Annotated in this window: 13 protein-coding genes; 5 read left to right on the forward strand and 8 right to left on the reverse strand. The window is 68.2% G+C overall.

Annotation, left to right across the window (positions count from 1 at the left end):
* Window positions 1–2: 2 nt before the first annotated feature.
* Window positions 3–2,654, reverse strand: a complete 2,652-nt coding sequence (gene alaS / locus ACIQCS_RS05115) for an alanine--tRNA ligase (protein WP_345846878.1) — start codon at window positions 2,652–2,654, stop codon at window positions 3–5.
* Between alaS and ACIQCS_RS05120 the strand changes: the two genes are divergently transcribed.
* A complete protein-coding gene (locus tag ACIQCS_RS05120; protein ID WP_401530251.1) occupies window positions 2,595–3,053 on the forward strand; it encodes a hypothetical protein in 459 nt (152 codons plus the stop codon). The two genes, alaS and ACIQCS_RS05120, sit on opposite strands and share 60 nt — an antisense overlap.
* A 232-nt stretch (window positions 3,054–3,285) precedes the next feature.
* Here the strand turns inward: ACIQCS_RS05120 and ACIQCS_RS05125 are convergent, their stop codons facing one another.
* Window positions 3,286–4,545, reverse strand: coding sequence for a Xaa-Pro peptidase family protein (locus ACIQCS_RS05125; RefSeq protein WP_345851976.1), 1,260 nt, complete (start codon window positions 4,543–4,545; stop codon window positions 3,286–3,288).
* Between the two features lie 163 nt (window positions 4,546–4,708).
* On the opposite strand from ACIQCS_RS05125, the gene ACIQCS_RS05130 reads away from it, so the two are divergent.
* From ACIQCS_RS05130 to ACIQCS_RS05140, 3 genes are all read left to right on the forward strand, one after another.
* Window positions 4,709–6,028 (forward strand): dicarboxylate/amino acid:cation symporter, encoded by a 1,320-nt coding sequence (locus tag ACIQCS_RS05130; protein ID WP_345846882.1) that lies wholly within the window; start codon window positions 4,709–4,711, stop codon window positions 6,026–6,028.
* A gap of 80 nt (window positions 6,029–6,108) precedes the next feature.
* Window positions 6,109–6,675, forward strand: a complete 567-nt coding sequence (locus ACIQCS_RS05135) for a hypothetical protein (RefSeq protein WP_345846884.1) — start codon at window positions 6,109–6,111, stop codon at window positions 6,673–6,675.
* Between the two features lie 9 nt (window positions 6,676–6,684).
* Complete coding sequence (locus tag ACIQCS_RS05140) at window positions 6,685–7,017, forward strand: hypothetical protein (protein WP_345846887.1); 333 nt, start codon at window positions 6,685–6,687, stop codon at window positions 7,015–7,017.
* A gap of 35 nt (window positions 7,018–7,052) precedes the next feature.
* On the opposite strand, the gene ACIQCS_RS05145 is transcribed toward ACIQCS_RS05140, so the two are convergent.
* The 4 genes from ACIQCS_RS05145 to recA all read right to left on the reverse strand — a co-directional run bounded on the left by ACIQCS_RS05145 (window position 7,053) and on the right by recA (window position 10,874).
* Window positions 7,053–7,679: a glutathione S-transferase gene (locus tag ACIQCS_RS05145; RefSeq protein ID WP_345846889.1), complete on the reverse strand. Its 627-nt coding sequence runs from the start codon at window positions 7,677–7,679 to the stop codon at window positions 7,053–7,055.
* A complete protein-coding gene (locus ACIQCS_RS05150; protein WP_345846890.1) occupies window positions 7,676–8,167 on the reverse strand; it encodes a hypothetical protein in 492 nt (163 codons plus the stop codon). The genes ACIQCS_RS05145 and ACIQCS_RS05150 overlap by 4 nt, the downstream gene beginning before the upstream one ends.
* A complete protein-coding gene (locus tag ACIQCS_RS05155; protein ID WP_345846892.1) occupies window positions 8,164–9,558 on the reverse strand; it encodes an RNB domain-containing ribonuclease in 1,395 nt (464 codons plus the stop codon). Before ACIQCS_RS05155 ends, ACIQCS_RS05150 begins: the two co-directional genes overlap by 4 nt.
* 236 nt (window positions 9,559–9,794) lie before the next feature.
* Window positions 9,795–10,874 (reverse strand): recombinase RecA, encoded by a 1,080-nt coding sequence (gene recA, locus ACIQCS_RS05160; protein ID WP_345846894.1) that lies wholly within the window; start codon window positions 10,872–10,874, stop codon window positions 9,795–9,797.
* A gap of 175 nt (window positions 10,875–11,049) precedes the next feature.
* Here recA and ACIQCS_RS05165 point away from each other — a divergent pair, with 175 nt between their 5' ends.
* Window positions 11,050–11,766: an MOSC N-terminal beta barrel domain-containing protein gene (locus ACIQCS_RS05165; protein ID WP_345846895.1), complete on the forward strand. Its 717-nt coding sequence runs from the start codon at window positions 11,050–11,052 to the stop codon at window positions 11,764–11,766.
* 333 nt (window positions 11,767–12,099) lie between these two features.
* Here the strand turns inward: ACIQCS_RS05165 and ACIQCS_RS05170 are convergent, their stop codons facing one another.
* Window positions 12,100–12,462: a response regulator gene (locus ACIQCS_RS05170; protein ID WP_345846896.1), complete on the reverse strand. Its 363-nt coding sequence runs from the start codon at window positions 12,460–12,462 to the stop codon at window positions 12,100–12,102.
* A gap of 40 nt (window positions 12,463–12,502) precedes the next feature.
* The gene (locus ACIQCS_RS05175; protein ID WP_345846898.1) at window positions 12,503–14,899 is read right to left on the reverse strand and encodes a response regulator; all 2,397 of its coding nucleotides are present in this window, start codon (window positions 14,897–14,899) and stop codon (window positions 12,503–12,505) included.
* Between the last annotated feature and the right edge of the window lie 40 nt (window positions 14,900–14,939).

The raw sequence follows: 14,939 nt of genomic DNA on the forward strand, positions 1-14,939 counted from the left end.
GCTCAGGCCGCCGCGGTCGCCTCGGCCAGCGCGGCCTTGACCGCGTCCAGCGCCGCCGCGCCCTTGTCGCCGTCCGGGCCGCCGCCCTGGGCCATGTCGGGCCGGCCGCCGCCGCCCTGCCCGCCCAGCACCGCCACGGCGACCTTGACCAGGTCCACGGCATTGGCCGGTACGCCCTCCGTCACGCCGACCGCGACCGAAGCCCGTCCCTCGTTGACCGCGACCAGCGCGACCACGCCGCTGCCGACGCGCTGCTTGGCCTCGTCGACCGCGCCGCGCAGTTCCTTGGGCTCCAGCCCGTCGATCACCTGGCCGATAAAGTTGATGCCGGCCACCTGCTCCGGCCCCGCCGCCTGGCCGGACCCGCCGCCGCCCAGCGCCAGCGCCTTCTTCGCATCGGCCAGCTCGCGCTCGAGCTTGCGGCGCTCCTCGACCAGCGCGGCGACGCGCGCCGGCACTTCGTCCGGGCTGGCCTTGAGCGTCGCGGCGGCCTCGCGCAGCCGCTCGTCGCGCGCATTCAGCCACAGCCGCGCGCCTTCGCCGGTCAGCGCCTCGATGCGCCGCACGCCCGACTGGATCGCGCTCTCCGAGACGATCTTGAAGATCGCGATGTCACCCGTCGCATTGACATGGGTGCCGCCGCACAGCTCGACCGAATAGGACGCATCCTCGCCCAGCCCCATCGAGAGCACGCGCACTTCGTCGCCATATTTCTCGCCGAACAGCGCCATCGCGCCCGCGGCGATCGCGTCGTCGGGCGTCATCAGCCGCGTCTCGACCGCGCCATTGTGGCGGATCTGCGCGTTCACATCGGCCTCGATGTCCGCGATCTCCCCGGGCGTGAGCGCCGCGGGGTGGGAGAAATCGAAGCGCAGCCGATCCGGCGCCACCAGGCTGCCCTTCTGGGTGACATGCCCGCCCAGCCGCTTGCGCAGCGCCGCGTGCAGCAGGTGCGTCGCCGAATGGTTGGCCCGCACCCGGTCGCGGCGATCGGCATCGACGGTGAGGTGGACAGCATCGCCGACCGCAATCTCGCCCTTCTCGATCCTGGCATGGTGCGCATGCAGCCGGCCGAGCGGCTTGGACGTATCGGCCACCGCGGCGCTCGCCTTGTCGTTCCAGATCACCCCGGCATCGCCCATCTGGCCGCCGCTCTCGGCATAGAAAGGCGTCTGGTTGGTCAGGATCGTCACGCTGTCGCCGGCGCCGGCCCGGTCGACCTTGGCACCGTCCTTGACGATCGCGACCACCTGACCCTCGCCCTGGGTGCCGGCATAGCCGGTGAACTCGGTGCCGCCCAGCTCGTCGGCCAGATCATACCACAGCTCTTCCGAAGCCTTTTCGCCCGAGCCCTTCCAGGCGGCGCGCGCGGCTTCCTTCTGGCGCTTCATCGCTGCGTCGAAGCCCGCACGGTCCACGCCGATGGCATTGGCGCGCAGCGCGTCCTCGGTCAGGTCATAGGGGAAGCCGAACGTGTCGTAGAGCTTGAACGCAGTCTCGCCCGGCAGCGTATCGCCCTCGACCATGCCCTGCGTCGCCTCGTCGAGCAGGCGCAGGCCGTTCGCCAGCGTCTGGCGGAAGCGCGTCTCCTCCTGCAGCAAAGTCGCCTCGATCAGCGGCTGGGCGCGGACCAGCTCGGGATAGGCGGCGCCCATCTCGGCCACCAGCGCCGGCACCATGCGGTGCATCAGCGGATCCTTGGCGCCGAGCAGATGCGCGTGGCGCATGGCGCGGCGCATGATCCGGCGCAGCACATAGCCGCGCCCCTCATTGGCGGGCAGCACGCCGTCCGCCACCAGGAAGCCCGAGGAACGCAGGTGATCGGCGATCACGCGGTGGCTCGCCTGGTTCTCGCCGGTGGTCGCGGCGCCGGTCAGCGCCCCCGATTCGGCGATCAGCGCCTTGAACGTGTCGGTATCGTAATTGTCGTGCACGCCCTGGAGGACGGCGGCCACGCGCTCCAGGCCCATGCCCGTGTCGATGCTCGGGCGCGGCAAGTCGCCGATGATCTCGTCATTCTCCTGCACGAACTGCATGAAGACGAGGTTCCAGATCTCGACGAAGCGGTCGCCATCCTCTTCGGGCGATCCCGGCGGGCCACCCCAGATATGGTCGCCATGGTCGTAGAAGATCTCCGAGCACGGCCCGCACGGCCCGTCCGAGCCCATCGCCCAGAAATTGTCCTTGGTCGGGATGCGGATGATCCGCTCCTCGGGCAGGCCGGCGATCTTCTTCCACAGCTCGAAGGCCTGGTCGTCGGTATGATAGACGGTCGCGGTCAGCCTGGCGGGCGAAATGCCCCACACCTTGGTGAGCAGAGTCCAGGCATGGGTGATCGCCTGCTCCTTGAAATAGTCGCCGAAGGAGAAATTCCCCAGCATTTCGAAGAAGGTATGGTGACGCGCGGTATAGCCGACATTGTCCAGGTCATTGTGCTTGCCGCCGGCGCGGACACATTTCTGCGAGCTGGTCGCGGTGGAATAGGGGCGGCTCTCCAGCCCGGTGAACACGTTCTTGAACGGCACCATGCCGGCGTTCACGAACATCAGGGTCGGGTCGTTGTGCGGCACCAGCGGGGCACTGGGAACGCGGGCATGACCCTGGCCCTCGAAATAGTCGAGGAAGGAACGGCGGATATCGTTGGTGGACGTCATACGCGCGACTTAGTTGCGGCGCGATGTTTCCTCAAGCGAAACACTTCGATCAGCGTGATTGGCGGCACAGGTGTGGCTTGCGGGCCAACGTCTCACCGGACATCCTCGTCAGCGCAGCGTAATTCCGCCTTCATCAGGGATGATCGAAATATGGCCAAGACAGTTGGGAGATTCGATTTTCACGTCCTCGGCGGAGCTGATGGCGAAGGCCCACCAATTACGCCGATGGCTTACATCACGGTTGCTCGCCGGCCCCCTTTGAATGACGGTCAGATCTCCATCACACCTCAGATGACAGAGTCCGAAATCCACACCTGGGTCGACCTCCTGCGGGAGGACCTCGAAGCTGTGGCCAAGCGAGTGAAAGCAGCAATCCGCCGCGTAGAGACGCCCAAGTAACGCAACGCCGATCAAGCTTGCAATGTAGGATTTCGCCTGCTTGGATCATCGGCCGGGATCATGCCGGCCGCTCTTTCAACCTGCTGGAAAAATAGGAACTCATCTGCGCAACTATATTGCAGGATGCGTCGTGTTTCCGGGAAAACAGGGAAAATAAGCCCCCGCGAAATACGCGCTGTGCGCGACCTTCGGGACTTTTGCCGCATACCGGGCCCCGGCGACGTAGGAAGCCTCACCCCATCGGCGCATCGATCGACCGGGGCGGCTCGCTGAACCATTTCGGCCCGCCCTCGGTCATGTGGAAGCAATCCTCCAGCCGCACGCCGAAGCTGCCGGGAATGTAGATGCCCGGCTCGTTCGAGAAGCACATGCCCGGCGCCAGCTGCGTCCGCTCGCCCCGCACCAGGTTGACCGGCTCGTGCCCGTCGAGCCCGATGCCGTGCCCGGTGCGGTGCGACAGGCCGGGCAGCCGATAGTCCGGCCCCCAGCCCAGCGAGGCATAATAGCGGCGCACCGCATCGTCCACGCTGCCCGCGGTCGCGCCGAGCCGGGCCGCGGCAAAGGCAGTCCGCTGGCCCTGCGCCACCTGGTCCCACACCTTGCGCTGCTCCGCCGTCGCGGTGCCGTGCACCCAGGTGCGCGACACGTCGGACTGATAGCCCTGCACGGTGCAGCCGCAATCCATCAGCACGATCCGGCCCTCGGCCACCGGCGCAGGCACCTTGGTGCCGTGCGGATAGGCCGCCCCCTCGCCCACCAGCACCATGCTGAACTCCGGGCTGCCGCCCAGCTTGCGCGTCGCCGCGTCCATCAGCGCCGAGACGTCGCGCTGGCTCATCCCCTTCTCGACGCGCGGATGGACCCAGCGATAGGCCGCGATCGTCACATCGGTGGCGAGCTGCATCAGCGCGACCTCGGCCGGCGTCTTGATCATCCGGCAGCCGCGCACCACCGGATTGGCCGAAACCACCGCGAGCCCCGCCCTTTGCAGCCCGTCGACCGCAAAATAGCGCACCGTCTCCTCGATGCCGACCGGCAGGTGCGCGAGCTTGCGATCCTTGAGGAAGCCGGCGACGGTCTTCAGCGGATCCTCGTCCTCCTGCCACACGCGGATCTCGGCGGGGATCGCCAGCCCTTCGCGGGTGCGCGCCTCTTCGAAGAAAGGCGTCACGATGCAGGGTTCGCCCTCGGCCGGCAGCACCAGGGCGGTCAGCCGCTCGCTGCGCCCCCAGCGCAGGCCGGTGAAATAGAGCAGCGACGATCCGCCCTCGACCAGCACCGCGCCGATGCGGTTCGCCTGCATCAGCTTCTGCGCCCGGGCGAGCCGCGCGGCGCGCTCCGCATTGTCGATCGGCACCGCGCCCCTCGTGATGTCCTGCAGCGCCGAAAGATCAGGCTCGGCGGCGCGCAGCACGCCCGGCAGGGCGAGCAGCGGCGCGGCGGCGGCGGCACGGACGGCAGCGCTGACAAGGGCACGGCGGTGAAGGCGCATCGTCATTCTCCGGAAAGGGCGATGCATGCGATAGGGCCGCTTCACGCGCCGCTGCAATACCCGCTGTGCATAGGGCAGCGCACATCGGCTGGCCGCGCGGGGCTTGACCCGGGGCCCGCAATCCCCTTTGCCTGCGGCCAAAGGATTTTTAGGGGGGCCTGTTTTGGGCAAGCGACTTACCTGGTTCATTTTGGCGGCACTGCTGCTCGGCGGCCTGCTCGGCTATGGCCTGAACGTCTCGCTGTCGGGCACGCCCGACGGGGCGAAGGCAATCGAGAACTGGGCCTATGGCCTCGACATCCCGACCCAGATGTTCCTCCATTTGATCAAGATGATCATCGCGCCGCTGGTGGTCTCCACGCTGGTGGTGGGCATCGCCCATATGGGCGGCGGCGGCGCGATCGGACGCGTCGGCCTCAAGGCGTTCTTCTGGTTCGTCTGCGCGAGCCTGGTCTCGCTCACGCTCGGCCTCATCTTCGTCAACCTGCTCCAGCCCGGCGTCGGCCTCAACCTGACGGTCCCCGCCGCCACGGCATCGAGCGGCGTCGATCGCTCGAGCTTCGACCTCGCCAAGTTCTTCATCCACATCGTGCCGACCAGCGGCATCGATGCGATGGCGAGCAACGACATCCTCCAGCTCGTCATTTTCTCGCTCTTCTTCGGCGTCGGCCTTGCCGCCATTGGCGAGAAGGGTGCGCCGCTGGTCCGCGGGCTCGAGGCGCTGGTGCAGGTGATGCTCACCGTCACCGGCTATGTCATGCTCTTCGCGCCGGTCGCGGTGTTCTGCGCGGTGGCCAAGGCGCTGGCGACCAAGGGCATCGGCGTGGTCGGCGACCTCGCCTTCTTCATGGGCAGCTTCTATCTGGGCCTGTTCGCGCTCTGGGCCACGCTGCTCGGCGTCTGCTTCCTGATCGTCGGCCCGCGCACCCGCACGCTGCTGCGCTATCTGCGCGACCCGATCCTGCTCGGCTTCTCGACCGCCTCGTCCGAGGCCGCCTATCCGCGCACGCTCGACGCGCTCGACCGGTTCGGCGTGCCGCCGCGCATCGCCAGCTTCGTGCTGCCGCTCGGCTACTCGTTCAATCTCGACGGCTCGATGATGTACATGACGTTCGCGTCGATCTTCATCGCCCAGGCCTATGGCATCCATCTCGACTGGATGACGATGATCCAGATGCTGCTGATCCTGATGGTCACCAGCAAGGGCATTGCCGGCGTGCCGCGCGCCAGCCTGGTGGTGATCACCGGCACGCTCAGCCATTTCAACATTCCCGAGGCCGGCGTGCTGCTGATCCTCGCGGTCGATCATTTCCTCGACATGGGCCGCACCGCGACCAATGTGATCGGCAATGCCGTGGCCAGCGTGGTGGTGGCGCGCTGGGAGGGCAAGCTCGACGCGCCCCAGCCGATCGAGCCGATCGTCCCGCCCGTGCAGGGGCCGGCGACCGAGGCGGAGAGCTTCCAGGATTATGGCCGCCCCTGAGCGCGCCGGTCCGCGGCGGCGCCATCGCCGTTGGACTTTCCCGCGCGAAGATGAAAGTCTCTCCCCGGGGGGAGACTTTCATGCGCGCCTTGACGGGGTTCGGACGGGATCTGCGGCGGCTCGCCGCGCTGCTGCTGCTCGCGGTCGCGCTGGCCGGCTGCGCGCACGTCCAGCTTGCCGCGCCTTATGACGCGGCGACCGATGCCGAGCTGGGATCGGTGCTGCAGGACACGACCAGCTTCGTCGCGAAGATGGCGACCAATGCCGGCCAGCCCGCCGGCGCCTATGCCCAGAACACCGACTTCTACGACAATATGGAAGGCCGGGTGGCGCTGCTCGTCGCCCGGGCGCAGGCGAACCGGGTGCTGGACAATTGCCCGTCCACCCAGGCGATGGCCAGGGCGCTGGCGGCGGCGGACCTGCCGCCCGCGGTCGGCGGGAAGATCGGCACCCCGCCCCAGGGCGATTGCGACGTGGTGCTGATGCAATTGCTCCAGCAGCAGTTCCACGACCTGCGCGCCTTTCATCAGGCGGAAGGCACGCTCGGCATTCCCGCCGCCGCCGTCGGCCCGCTGCTCGACGGCGGGCTCGGCGCCACCCTGCGCGCGGCAATGGCCGTGCAGCGCGCCAAGCAACTGGGCCGATAGGAGAAGGCGATGCAGGTGGACGTGGACGGGCTCGTCGACCGGATGACCGCCGCGGGACGCGGGCTGGCGGGCGGCATCTGGGCAGAGATGGAAAGCTATGCGGTCCCCGAGCTCAAGAAGATCGCGATCCAGGTCGAGGCGATCGCCGAGAACCATGCGCAGTACACGCTGCGCGGCGCCGAGATCCTGTTCGACATGCAGATCCGCGCCGCCGTCTCGGTGATCGTGGCGATGACCAGCATGACGCTGGTGCTGGTGCAGAATGCGCTCAACGCGATCGTCGACGCGGTGAAGGATTTCATCAACGCCGCGACCGGCTTCGCCCTGATAGGATCGCCCTAGCCCGCGTGATGCAGGGCCGGGGGGCGTCGGGATGTTCAGGCATAGGCATAGGGGCCGCCGGCGGCCAGCGCGGCCTTGTAGGCCGGGCGGGCATGGATCTTCTCGATCCAGGCATCCATGAACGGCCGCCCCGCAATGGCATTGGCGCGGCTCACCGCGGCTTCGAGCGGGAAGCTCATCATCACGTCGGCCGCGGTGAACTCGGCACCGGCGAACCAGGGCCGTGTCATCAGCTCGCCCTCGACATAATCGAGATGGACGTCGATCATCGGCTGGAACTTCTTCTGCGCCACCTTGCCGAGCAGCGGCACGCGGCTGAGCACCAGCTTGGTGAAGAGCGGCGGCATCAGCGACCCCTCGGCATAGTGCAGGAAATGGCGATAGCGCAGCGCGTCCTCGCGATGCCCCGGCATGCCCAGGCGACCATCGGCCAGCTCGACCAGATATTCGACGATCGCCCCCGTCTCGGCGATGATGCTGCCCGCATGCTCGATCACCGGCGACTTGCCGAGCGGATGGACCTGGCGAAGCTCGGGCGGCGCGAGCATCGTCGCCTTGTCGCGCCGATAGCGGCGGACCTCATAGGGCAGCCCCAGCTCCTCGAGCAGCCAGAGCACGCGCTGCGAGCGGGAATTCTCGAGATGATGAACGATGATCGTCATGCGGCGTCTCCGGCTGGGCGGCGCGGACGTTGCCGGGCCGATATCGACTTGACGATGGTCCGCCCGCCCTCCGGAGGCAAGGGCCGCTTCGCCCGATCGAGCGCAGCCGCGATCAGAGCGACGATCGCGGGCGCATCGAGCAGCGCCGCGTCCTTGAGGCAGACATAGCGCCCCTGCCGCCCCTCGCCCCGAAGCAGCCCCTCCGGATCGGGCAGCCCGACGCCGGGGAGGAAATAGAGCAATATGTTGCGCGGATAGATAGCGAGGCTGAACGCTGCCTCCGACGTCTTCCCGCCCGGGCCATAGCCGATCGCGAGCCCGTTGTAATTGTCATAGACCAGCTCGGTCGCGCCGGGCAGCCGCTCGCGCAATACCGCGCGCGCGGCGCGGACGCGGTTGGCGATCTCGGGAGCGAAGCGAGCGATGAAACCTTCGAGCTGGGCCGCGGTCGCCGCGATGTCTTCGGGATCGGCGGGTATCGCCGTCACGATGCCGCGCCGATCGCTTCGAAGCGGACCGCGCGGTCGGCCGGGTCGGCATCGACCAGCCGGACGCGGATCGGCGTTCCCGGCGCCGCTCCCGCAGCGTCGATCCGCGTTACCACCGGCAGGTCGGCAAGCTGCATCCGTGCGCCGCGGACATCCACATCGGTGACGATCGCCGCGAACTCCTCCCCCTCGCGCCCGGCGAGCATCACCGCTTCGGCCAGGTCGACCACCGCGCGATCGATCTGGCCGCTCACTGCATCGGCACGCCCCATCACCTTGGGCAGCCGCGCAAAGGCCTGGACGACCATCTCGGGCACCGGCTGGCCCGCCATGATCGCCAGGGCCGCGCGGATGATATAGCGGTCCGCCAGCCGCCGGAGCGGCGCGGTGGCATGGACATAGGGCGCCGCGACGGCGGCGTGCCATGGCACCGTGCCCTCATGCCATGGGGCATAGCTGGCGCCCTGCCCTGCCCGGCGGATCGCGAGCATCAGTGCCGCCTGGTGCGGATCGGCCGGATCCAGGCCCGTGCGGAAAGCCACGAGCGGTTGCGCTTCGGGCCAGGCGATGCCGAGCGCGCGCGCCGTGTTCCGCAGCCGCGATATGGCCGCAGCATCGGGCTCGGCCATCACGCGGAACAGGCCGGTATGATGTGCCTGCAACAGCTCGGCGATGGCGAGGTTGGTCGCGAGCGACAGGGCCGCGTTGCGGGCCTCCGATGCGTGACGCGCGCGGAAGGCCAGCGCATAGCCGCCATCCGCGCGGCGCACGACTTCCTGTTCGGGCGGATCGACCCGGGCGGCGCCGCGACGCGCCTCGGCAAGGGCGATGCGGCGGGCCAGTTCGGCGAATTGCGGAGGCAGGTCCGCATCGTCCGCCGTCTCATAGGCGAGCTTGGCGCGGCTCCTGACCAGCGCCCGCTCCGCCGCTTCCAGCCGCGCCTCGCCATCGGGCGCCACCCGCACCGTGAAGAGCACCGCCGGGCGCGGACCATCGGGCAACAGGCTCGCCGCCCCCTCGCTCAGTATCGGCGGATAGAGCCCGGCCTTTCCGTCCGGCAGATACAGCGTCACGCCGCGCCGCCAGGCCTCGCGGTCGATCGGGTCGTCATCGTCGACGAACCAGGCGACATCGGCGATCGCATAGCGGAGCAGCAGATCGCTTCCGCTGGACTCGATCGCGAAAGCCTGGTCGAGATCGGTGGAGCTCGCCGGATCGAGCGTGACCAGGGGAAGCTCCGTCCGGTCCGCATGCTCCGTCGGCACGCGGCGCGCCGCGGCCTGGGCGGCGGCAATCACCTCCGGGGGAAAGGCTTGCGGGACGTGGAACTGGTCGCGGATGGCGGCAAGGCCGCCGGCCAGCACGCGATCGGGATCGAAAACCGCCTTCATCGCCCGCGACTATAGCGCCCGCCGCGGATCGGGAAACCGGGATCGCAGGGCGGCGCACGCTCTTTTCCCGCCCCGGACATGACAAACGTCGCGCACGCAAGGCATCGCGCGCGTACCCGGACGCGAATGCCCGGACGCGAAAGACCCGGCGCGGGGCAACGCGCCGGGTCTTCCCATGGGTCTCAGCCCGTGACCGCCGCCGCACGCATCACACGCGGGCGCGGCCTGAACATGGATCAAAGATCGTCGTCACCGCCATCGGCGTCGGGCCCGGTCATCAGGCCCTCGGCGACCTTCTCGGTGCGTGCCCGGATCGCCGCTTCGAGACGCTCGCGCAGCTCGCCATTCTCCTTGAGGAAATTCTTGGCGTTCTCGCGGCCCTGGCCGATCCGGACGCTGTCGTACGAGAACCAGGCGCCCGACTTCTCGACCAGCCCGGCCTTGACGCCGAGGTCGAGGATCTCGCCAATCTTGGAGATGCCCTCGCCATACATGATGTCGAACTCGACCTGCTTGAACGGCGGTGCCACCTTGTTCTTCACCACCTTCACGCGCGTGGTGTTGCCGATGATGTCCTCACGGTCCTTGATCTGGCCGGTGCGGCGGATGTCGAGGCGGACCGAGGCGTAGAATTTCAGCGCGTTGCCGCCAGTCGTGGTCTCCGGATTGCCATACATCACGCCGATCTTCATGCGCAGCTGGTTGATGAAGATCACCATGCAGCGCGAGCGGCTGATCGATCCGGTGAGCTTGCGCAGCGACTGCGACATCAGCCGGGCCTGGAGGCCGACATGGCTGTCGCCCATCTCACCCTCGATCTCGGCGCGCGGCACCAGCGCGGCGACCGAATCGACCACCAGCACGTCGATCGCGTTCGAGCGGACCAGCGTATCGGTGATCTCCAGCGCCTGCTCGCCGGTATCGGGCTGCGAGACGATCAGCTCGTCGATGTTGACGCCCAGCTTCTTGGCATAGACCGGATCCAGCGCATGCTCCGCATCGACGAACGCCGCGACACCGCCACTCCGCTGCGCTTCGGCGATGACGTGCAGCGCCAGCGTGGTCTTGCCCGAGCTTTCCGGCCCATAGACTTCGATCACGCGGCCACGGGGTAGCCCGCCCACGCCGAGCGCAATGTCGAGCCCGAGCGACCCGGTCGAGATCGCCTCGACCTGCATCGCCTCCTTGGAGCCGAGCTTCATCGCCGACCCCTTGCCGAATGCGCGGTCGATCTGCGCGAGGGCGGCGTCGAGCGCCTTCTGCTTGTCCGAAGAAATCGCCATGTTGCCGTCAATCACCTTGAGCGAAGCTGCCATTGGAAGTCCCCGTCGCTAGAAGGTTTGGCTCGCACCTTCAACCTGTGTTGGAAGCCGTGTATCGCGTTTGTTCTCTTGGAACAAGAGCGGAACGGAATTTTTTGTTCCATAATCGTTCTACCCCTTCAGAAGGCCGCGATTGCCCTTCCCGCTTCCCGTCGCTAGCCGGGGTGCCATGTCCCGCATCGTCGGCCATGTCCGCGCGCTCAATCGCTTTCCGGTCAAGTCGATGGCCGGGGAACGGCTCGACATGGCGGAGCTCGACTGGCAGGGAATCGAAGGCGACCGCCAATATGCGTTCGTCCGCGCGGCCAATGGCACGCGCTTTCCCTGGCTCACCGCGCGCGAGGTGCCCGCGATGGTCCTCCACCGGGCGCGCTTCGACGACCCGGCCCGCCCCAAGACGAGCGCGGTGACGGTCGAGACGCCCGAGGGCGCGACGGTCCCGCTTCGCGATCCGCTGCTCATGGCGCAGTTGGAGGCAGCCGCAGGCGAACCCGCCACGCTGATCCAGGTGGCGCGCGGCATCTATGATTCGATGCCGGTCTCGATTCAGACCAGCGCCGGCCATGCCGCGCTGGAAGCCGCGCATGGCGAACCGCTGGCGATCGATCGGTTCCGGATCAACCTGATCGTGGAGAGCGATGCGCCCGCCACCGAATGGCGGGGCCGAAGGCTGGCGTTCGGCCGCGAGGAGGACGGCGCGATGGTGCAATGCGCCGATCCGATCGCGCGCTGCGTGATCGTGACGATCGATCCGGAGACCGGAGTGAAGGAACCGCGCGTGCTGCGGACCGTCGCGCGGAATTTCGGCAATGCCTATGGCGTTTACGCAGGGCCGGCCCGGCCGGGGCTGATCCGGCTGGGCGACACGGTGCGGCTGCTGGATTAGGTCGGTTCGCGCAACGACGCGACGCCGCGACGAAGAAGACATTGCTCACGCGGAGGCGCGGAGGCGCGAAGATGTTGCGCACGCGGTTGGGGCATGCGCCGCGTCGGCGGCTGGAAAATGGGAGCTTTGTCGTGGAGGGCGCCGCTGGAGCGACGCAAGCCATCTTCGCGTCTCCGCGCCTCCGCGTGGACCCCTCTCATTCTTCTTCGTCGCGTCGTCGCGTCGTTGCGCGAAACAATTTCTGCCAGATGCGCCCGTATCGCACCCTCGCCTGAGATCCCGGCGTTCGCCGGGATGACGGCCGTGGAATGGGGAAAAGAGGAAAGCCGGCGCTCAGTCCGCCGCGACGAGGCTGTCGAGCACCTTCTCGACACTGTCCATCGTGAACGGCTTGGAGAGCACGGGGCGGTCCCGATAGGCTTCCGCGATCATGTCCCCCGCCCCACCGGTGGCGAGCACGAACGGAATGCCGCGCGCCGCCAGCGCATCGGCGATCGGCCAGCAGGTCTCGCCACCGCGCAGGTTGACGTCCATCACGGCCGCGTCGATGCCGCCCGCCTCGACCAGTTCCAGCGCCGAGGCGACACTGTCCGCCATACCGGCGACGATGCGATCGAGCGCATCGAGAAAGTCCTCGAGCATCATCGCAATGAGCGGCTCGTCTTCGACGATCAGGATCTTCTGGGGCCCCGGCATGGCCGCTCCCATCGCAGGAAAATCGCGAAACGCCAAGTATTTATTTGGGCAAAAGCACGTCGCGCGCGGCTTCCGCAAGTTGCTGCACCGAAAAGGGCTTGGGCAGGAAGGCGACTTGCTCCAGGTCAATCGACTTGCGCAGCTGTTCTTCGGCATAGCCCGACATGAACAGGATCGGCAGGTCGGGATATTTGGCCCGGATCCGGCGTGCCATCGTCGGCCCGTCCATCACCGGCATGACCACGTCGGAGATGAGCAGATCGGGCCGGTCAATCGTCTCGATCAGCTCGAGCGCGGCCTCGCCATTGTCCGCGGTGACCACGGTATAGCCCTGGCGGGCGAGCGCACGCTCGGCAATGGCACGGACCATGTCCTCGTCCTCGACCACCAGGATCGTGCCGGTGCCCCAGGTATCGGCGGGTTTCTCCTTGGGCCCGGGCAGCTTGGCGGCGACCGGCGCCTCCGTCGCGGCATGGACCGGCAGATAGATGGTGAACTCCGCCCCGCCGCCGGGCACGTTCTCGGCGAAAATGAATCCGCCGGATTGCTTGATGATGCCATAGACGGTGGAAAGGCCCAGGCCGGTACCCTTGCCCACTTCCTTGGTGGTGAAGAACGGCTCCCAGATCTTGGCGAGGATCTCGGGCGGGATGCCGGTGCCGGTATCGGCAATGCGCAGCGCGGTATAGTCGCCGACCGGCAGCACATCGTCCTCCATCCGGCGCACATCGGCGGCCGGCACCGCCATCGTCTCGATGGTGAGCGTGCCGCCGCCATTCGGATTCTGCGAAAGCATCGCGTCGCGCGCATTGACCGCGAGATTGACCACCACCTGCTCGAGCTGGCCCGGATCCGCGCGCACCGGGCCCAGGTTGCGGCCATGCTTGACCTCGAGCCGGACGGTCTCGCCGAGCAGGCGCTTCAGCAGGTTCGAGACCTCGGAGATGACGTCGGGCAGCTGGAGCAGCTGCGGGCGCAGCGTCTGCTGGCGCGAAAAGGCGAGCAGCTGGCGCGTGAGTGAGGCGGCGCGGTTCGAATTGGCGCGGATCTGCTGGATGTCGTCATAATCGCTGTCGCCGGGCGAATGGCGCATCAGCATCAGGTCGCAATGCCCGATGATCGCGGTGAGGATGTTGTTGAAGTCATGCGCGACGCCGCCCGCGAGCTGCCCGACCGCCTGCATCTTGGTCGCCTGCGCGACCTGGCGCTTGAGCTTGGACTCCTCGCCCGAATCCTTGAGGCTGATCAGGACGGCGGCCTCGCCCAGTCCACGCGCGCCGGCAATGCCGATCGAGACCGGTTCCTCGGGTGCGTCGGCCAGGCGCACGGTCATCTCGGCCGATTGCGGCGCGCCACCGGCGAAGCGGCGGATGGCGTCGGCGAGCGCTGCCTTGTCCTCGCGCACCATCAGGTCGCCCGGATAGAGCGGCGGCGCCGCGGCATTGACGCGGGTGGCGCGGACGAACGCGTCGTTCATGCTGGCGAAACGGCCGTCCCGGTCGACCAGCGCCAGCCCGAGCGGCAGCAGCGCGATCAGCGAGCGGACATGCGCACCGGCGCTCGCGCCGATCGCGGGCGTGGGCACATTGCCCTGCTCCTCGTCGAGCAGCGCCACCAGCAGCGGCGCCTCCTCGCCGTCGAGGAAGGGGATCTGCAGCACGCGGAGCGGATTGCCCTCCAGCCCCTCGCGCTCGAAACGGACCAGGCCCATGGAATCGGTGATCAGGAAACGGGCGAAGTCGCGCCCCTCGGCGGCGGCTTCGGGACTGCCCATGGCGCGCAGGCGGAACACCCGGTTGGCGCTGCGCACCCGGCCCTCGGGCGAGACCATCGCGGCCATGATGCCGGCCGAGGCCAGCCGGTCGCCGGTATGGCCGTCGATCAGCGCCTGGACCTGGCTGGCGAGATCGAGCGCCTGCACGCCGATGAAGCGCCAGACCAGCGATTCCTCGCCGACGCGCTGGACGCGGGCCGAGACGGGCGCGCCGAACACCTGGATGCCGTCCTCGCGCGCCTCGCCGTCGCGCCAGGCGGTGCGTGCCGCGGTGCCGAGCGCGGCGATGGCGGCGTCGCTGATCGGCAGGTTGGGCGGCGTCGGCCAGCCGGCGAACAGCGCCTCGAAACGGCTGTTGGCGCAGACCAGGCGCCCAGCGCGGTCGGTGACCGCGAGCGCGTCGTCACTGGCCGCGGCGAGCGCCTGGGCGACGGACCAGTCCACCGGAGCCTCACCGGCGGCCTCTGCATGGAAGAGCTTGCGCGCACCCCAGAGCCCGCCCGCCGCGAGCAGCCCGGCGGCGACGAAGCCGACCGCGACCGCGCGATCGTTCAGCGTCAACAGGATCACCGCGCCCGCGAGGAATCCGGCCAGGATCGCCGCCGCGAAGGGCAGCCAGCGACGGGACGGCGATGCGGGCGTGTGGACGGGCAACGTGGCCATGCGCCACCGATGTTCGGTAGCGGCGGCCGGGTCAAGCTAT

Origin of the sequence: Sphingomonas sp. NPDC092440 (assembly GCF_044754985.1) — a bacterium.
Classification (GTDB): Bacteria; Pseudomonadota; Alphaproteobacteria; order Sphingomonadales; family Sphingomonadaceae; genus Sphingomonas.

Excerpts from the sequence above, each read along its gene's own strand:
- ACIQCS_RS05120 (WP_401530251.1), top strand. The coding sequence starts at position 2,595 with ATGACCCTGGCCCTCGAAATAGTCGAGGAAGGAACGGCGGATATCGTT.
- alaS (WP_345846878.1), bottom strand. The coding sequence starts at position 2,654 with ATGACGTCCACCAACGATATCCGCCGTTCCTTCCTCGACTATTTCGAG.
- ACIQCS_RS05125 (WP_345851976.1), bottom strand. The coding sequence starts at position 4,545 with ATGCGCCTTCACCGCCGTGCCCTTGTCAGCGCTGCCGTCCGTGCCGCC.
- ACIQCS_RS05135 (WP_345846884.1), top strand. The coding sequence starts at position 6,109 with ATGCGCGCCTTGACGGGGTTCGGACGGGATCTGCGGCGGCTCGCCGCG.
- ACIQCS_RS05140 (WP_345846887.1), top strand. The coding sequence starts at position 6,685 with ATGCAGGTGGACGTGGACGGGCTCGTCGACCGGATGACCGCCGCGGGA.
- ACIQCS_RS05145 (WP_345846889.1), bottom strand. The coding sequence starts at position 7,679 with ATGACGATCATCGTTCATCATCTCGAGAATTCCCGCTCGCAGCGCGTG.
- ACIQCS_RS05155 (WP_345846892.1), bottom strand. The coding sequence starts at position 9,558 with ATGAAGGCGGTTTTCGATCCCGATCGCGTGCTGGCCGGCGGCCTTGCC.
- recA (WP_345846894.1), bottom strand. The coding sequence starts at position 10,874 with ATGGCAGCTTCGCTCAAGGTGATTGACGGCAACATGGCGATTTCTTCG.
- ACIQCS_RS05165 (WP_345846895.1), top strand. The coding sequence starts at position 11,050 with ATGTCCCGCATCGTCGGCCATGTCCGCGCGCTCAATCGCTTTCCGGTC.
- ACIQCS_RS05170 (WP_345846896.1), bottom strand. The coding sequence starts at position 12,462 with ATGCCGGGGCCCCAGAAGATCCTGATCGTCGAAGACGAGCCGCTCATT.
- ACIQCS_RS05175 (WP_345846898.1), bottom strand. The coding sequence starts at position 14,899 with ATGGCCACGTTGCCCGTCCACACGCCCGCATCGCCGTCCCGTCGCTGG.